The sequence below is a fragment of the Candidatus Obscuribacterales bacterium genome, assembly GCA_036703605.1.
Taxonomy (GTDB): domain Bacteria; phylum Cyanobacteriota; class Cyanobacteriia; order RECH01; family RECH01; genus RECH01.
The window spans coordinates 1-3522 of record DATNRH010001181.1 but is presented as its reverse complement, the minus strand read 5'-3'; the positions used below and the strand labels follow the sequence as shown (position 1 = coordinate 3522).

6 protein-coding genes are annotated in these 3522 nt (G+C 51.6%); 5 read left to right on the top strand and 1 reads right to left on the bottom strand.

The genetic code is table 11. The features are described from left to right. The 5 genes from ureC to V6D20_24400 all read left to right on the top strand — a co-directional run. A partial coding sequence (gene ureC / locus V6D20_24420; GenBank protein ID HEY9818926.1) for an urease subunit alpha occupies window positions 1–203 on the top strand: 203 nt, incomplete at its 5' end. A gap of 21 nt (window positions 204–224) precedes the next feature. Beyond that, window positions 225–866 (top strand): urease accessory protein UreG, encoded by a 642-nt coding sequence (gene ureG, locus V6D20_24415; protein HEY9818925.1) that lies wholly within the window; start codon window positions 225–227, stop codon window positions 864–866. A gap of 2 nt (window positions 867–868) precedes the next feature. After that, window positions 869–1843: an urease accessory protein UreD gene (locus V6D20_24410; protein ID HEY9818924.1), complete on the top strand. Its 975-nt coding sequence runs from the start codon at window positions 869–871 to the stop codon at window positions 1841–1843. Next, window positions 1840–2349 (top strand): hypothetical protein, encoded by a 510-nt coding sequence (locus tag V6D20_24405; GenBank protein ID HEY9818923.1) that lies wholly within the window; start codon window positions 1840–1842, stop codon window positions 2347–2349. The genes V6D20_24410 and V6D20_24405 overlap by 4 nt, the downstream gene beginning before the upstream one ends. Next, window positions 2346–3056, top strand: a complete 711-nt coding sequence (locus V6D20_24400; GenBank protein HEY9818922.1) for an urease accessory UreF family protein — start codon at window positions 2346–2348, stop codon at window positions 3054–3056. Before V6D20_24405 ends, V6D20_24400 begins: the two co-directional genes overlap by 4 nt. A gap of 265 nt (window positions 3057–3321) precedes the next feature. Here V6D20_24400 and V6D20_24395 read toward each other — a convergent pair. Continuing rightward, the coding region (locus V6D20_24395) for a hypothetical protein (GenBank protein HEY9818921.1) at window positions 3322–3522 on the bottom strand (201 nt) is incomplete at its 5' end.

Sequence of the window (3522 nt, the reverse complement as noted above, 5' to 3'; positions counted from 1 at the left end):
TAGCCGATCGCCTAAGTTTACAGAAGCAGTTGCTGCCCGTGAGAGGAACGCGATCGCTCTCCAAAGCAGATATGGTACGTAACGACGCTTGTCCGGCCATTGAAGTGGATCCGGATACCTTTCAGGTGCGCGTTGATGGACAATTGGCCACGTGTGAACCGGCTCAATCCGTTCCCCTAGGACGGCTGTACATGTTTCGATAGAAACGACGGATAGGAATGACTATGAAACCATCTGTAGCGCGGTTGGGGGTGGGTGGCCCAGTGGGCAGCGGCAAAACCGCCCTGCTGGAATGTTTAGTCCCCTTGCTGACCCAGCGGGGCATTGAGGTGGCGGTGGTCACCAATGACCTGCTCACCCAGGAAGATGCCGATCGCCTCAAGCGTAAGGGATTTTTGCCCCAGGAACGGATTGTTGGCGTCGAAACCGGGAGCTGTCCCCATACAGCCATTCGTGAAGATCCCACCATGAATCTATTGGCGATCGCTGCTTTGGAACAGAACTACCCCCAGCTTGATCTAATTTTTGTGGAAAGTGGCGGCGATAACTTAGCCTCTACCTTTAGCTACGATCTGATTGATGCCTATATCTTTGTCTTAGATGTAGGCGCTGGGGATGATATTCCTCGCAAAAATGGGCCAGGATTTATGCAGGCAGATCTCGTGGTGATCAACAAAATTGATATTGCCCCCTATGTGGGTGCCGATCTAGAGGTGATCCGCCGCGACGCTGCCGAACGTCGTTGCCATAAGCCCATCGCCTACACCAACTGTAAAACCGGCGAGGGACTAGAGCAGGTACTGGACTTCATTGACGAAAAACTCCTGTTTCACCGCTCAGATCATCCTAAAACAGATGTTGCCTAGTCATGGTTTATCAACTTGACCCATCTATCCATCGATCTCCGTCCCTACAGGAGTCTCAGATCCCTCACCCTAGCCATGGACTAGGAGCCGTCACTGATTTTGATGTCTACCTGCGGGTGCAGTGCGATCGCCATCGGCAAAGCTTTGTATCTCGGCAATATACCACCCATCCCTTTCGGGTCTCCAATGTCTTTCGGTTAGATCAAGAGCAGGTAGATCAGGCACAGGTAGATCAAGCACAGATAGACCAGGCACAGAGCGATCGCGCCTATGTCTATCTCATGAATACCTCACCGGGTTTGATGGAGGGCGATCGCTTTCGTATTGGTGTCCAGGTGGATGCCCAAGCCCATCTTTATCTCACCGATCAAGCTGCTACCAAAGTCCATCGAATGCCCACATCTGACAGACCGGCAACGGTGGACTATATCCTTCAAGTTGGCGCAGGCGGTAGCCTAGAGTTCTTGCCAGAACCGCTGATTCTCTACCACGAATCTACGTTAAACCAGCACACCCAGATTACCCTGCATCCCAGCGCACGACTGTGCCTCAGCGAGATTATTGTACCTGGTCGCTTAGCGCGGCAGGAATATTATCAGTTTAACCACTATTCCAGTCGGCTCACGGTGTCCTCCCCCGACGGACGATTAATCCTCGGTGATGCTCTGCGCTTAGAGGGGCAATCCCATCCCTTTTGCCACAGCCCTCTCTTTGCCCGTCAGCCAATTTTAGCGACTCTCCTGCTCATCTATCCCAATATTGAGCAGGCTCAGCTTGAAGCAGTCCTTGGGCAAGTATGCGCTAACCAGCCTGCTGCTACAATAGAGGCTAGCTATTCGTCCTTACCAAACTGCAACGGGTTCGTGATTCGGGCCACCGCCGACTGCATCAGCCGAATCAAACGCTGCTTTGACCAAGCCCTAAACGCGGTGAGGCTCCTAGAAGGACAGTCGCCCTTACCCGAGGTGCCCAAATGACGATCATCGCTCAGCACTATCTAGGCAACATGTTGGACGATCCCGTCCTTCAGCAGCAGGTAGCCCTTGCCCGTGCAGAAGGATGCTGTATTGAGGTGGAGCTCACTGAAGATGATTGTCGCAAAAGTCGAATTACCGTAGAGTCTGCTGGTAGGCAGGTTGGGATTATCAAAGATCGGGGCTGGTCGCTGAGGGAAGGAGATCTATTTAAAACCGAGAAGGGTCGCCTGCTGTTGATCCATATGCAAATCCCCGACGTGATGATCCTGCGATTCACCCAAGACACCACAGATTGTGCTCAACAGCTCGTGTTGCTGGGCTATACCCTCGGCAATCACCATTGGCCCATGTCGATCGTGGATCAGACCATCTATGTCCAGCTCGTTGTGGATCGCTCCGTGATTGAAACCACCCTGCAACATCTCCATATTCCCGGATTAGTGATTGAATACGGGATGCGATCGCTGGATTATCCCCTACCGTCCTCTCCCCACACCCACCCATGACCCCATCTATCACCACCCAGGATTGCGATCGCCGTTTGGCGCTCATGCAGCTTTCAGATTCGTTCTTTCCCTCCGGATCATTTACCTTATCCCATGGACTAGAGTCTCTAGTTCAGTCAGGGCAGGTGCGATCGCCTGAGGATGTGAAAACCTACCTACAGATACTATTGCACAACAAAGTAGGATCATCGGATGTTGTAGCCCTCTTGGCGGCCCATCACGCTAGTGTAGTGGGCGACCTCAACCAGGTGCGACGAGCCGATGAAATGCTCTTTGCCTATACCCTAGTGCAGTCTGCAAGAGAGGCCCAGCAAAAAAGTGGCCATGCCTTGCTGATGGTGGCCCGATCTACCTGGCCCGATGAGCAACTGGATATCCTCCAGGCTGATGTCTTGCAGCACCAGATGCATGGACTACATCCCATTGTATTTGCTGTCGTCGGGAGAGCCGCAGGACTTCAAGCGGATGATGTAGTTTTTGCTTATTTACATAGCTGGTTAACCGGATTAGCTGGCGTTGCCCTTCGCCTAGGTGCCGTGGGACATATTCACGCTCAGCGGATTATTACAACCCTTGCACCTGATATCCATCAAGTAGTCCAACAGAAAAGCGATCGCTCCCTAGATGACCTTTGGTCTTGCACCCCTGCCATTGACCTAGCTCAAATGCAACATCGGCATCTACCTCAGAGACTATTCACTAACTGAACTGGGCGTTCGTACCCTCTACCCTCACCTCTTCCCAAAAGGAAAAAGGACAAGAATTTTAGCTCCCTCTCCCTAGGGAGAAGGGTTGGGGATGAGGGCAGTTCATCCTGCTATCCAGCAATACCCTGAACTAAACTTTTTTATAACAAGTTCCAGAGTTCCGGCAACTAACATCGCGGCTATACAGACCAAACCCACCTACACGGGTTCAAAATCCCCCAAGCTCTGAATGTCCTAGTTTATCTGACTCAAGCTATAAGCAGATCTAGCGCTTCCGGGCCACGATGTTAAAAATATGCCAGTGCTTATCTTCTCCTAAAGCAGTTTTACCTAGGTGATTTTCCTCCTCAAAGACTTCTATAATAAAGGGCGATAAAAGCTGTTCCACTTGTTCACGACTATGGTGGTTCATGTCTGTGTAGACAGACCAAGAGTCTTGGTTGCCAAACAACTGCCCACAGAAGCG

What these genes read in the sequence shown, in the direction of transcription:
- ureG (HEY9818925.1), top strand. Translation starts at nt 225, where the DNA reads ATGAAACCATCTGTAGCGCGGTTGGGGGTGGGTGGCCCAGTGGGCAGC.
- V6D20_24410 (HEY9818924.1), top strand. Translation starts at nt 869, where the DNA reads ATGGTTTATCAACTTGACCCATCTATCCATCGATCTCCGTCCCTACAG.
- V6D20_24405 (HEY9818923.1), top strand. Translation starts at nt 1,840, where the DNA reads ATGACGATCATCGCTCAGCACTATCTAGGCAACATGTTGGACGATCCC.
- V6D20_24400 (HEY9818922.1), top strand. Translation starts at nt 2,346, where the DNA reads ATGACCCCATCTATCACCACCCAGGATTGCGATCGCCGTTTGGCGCTC.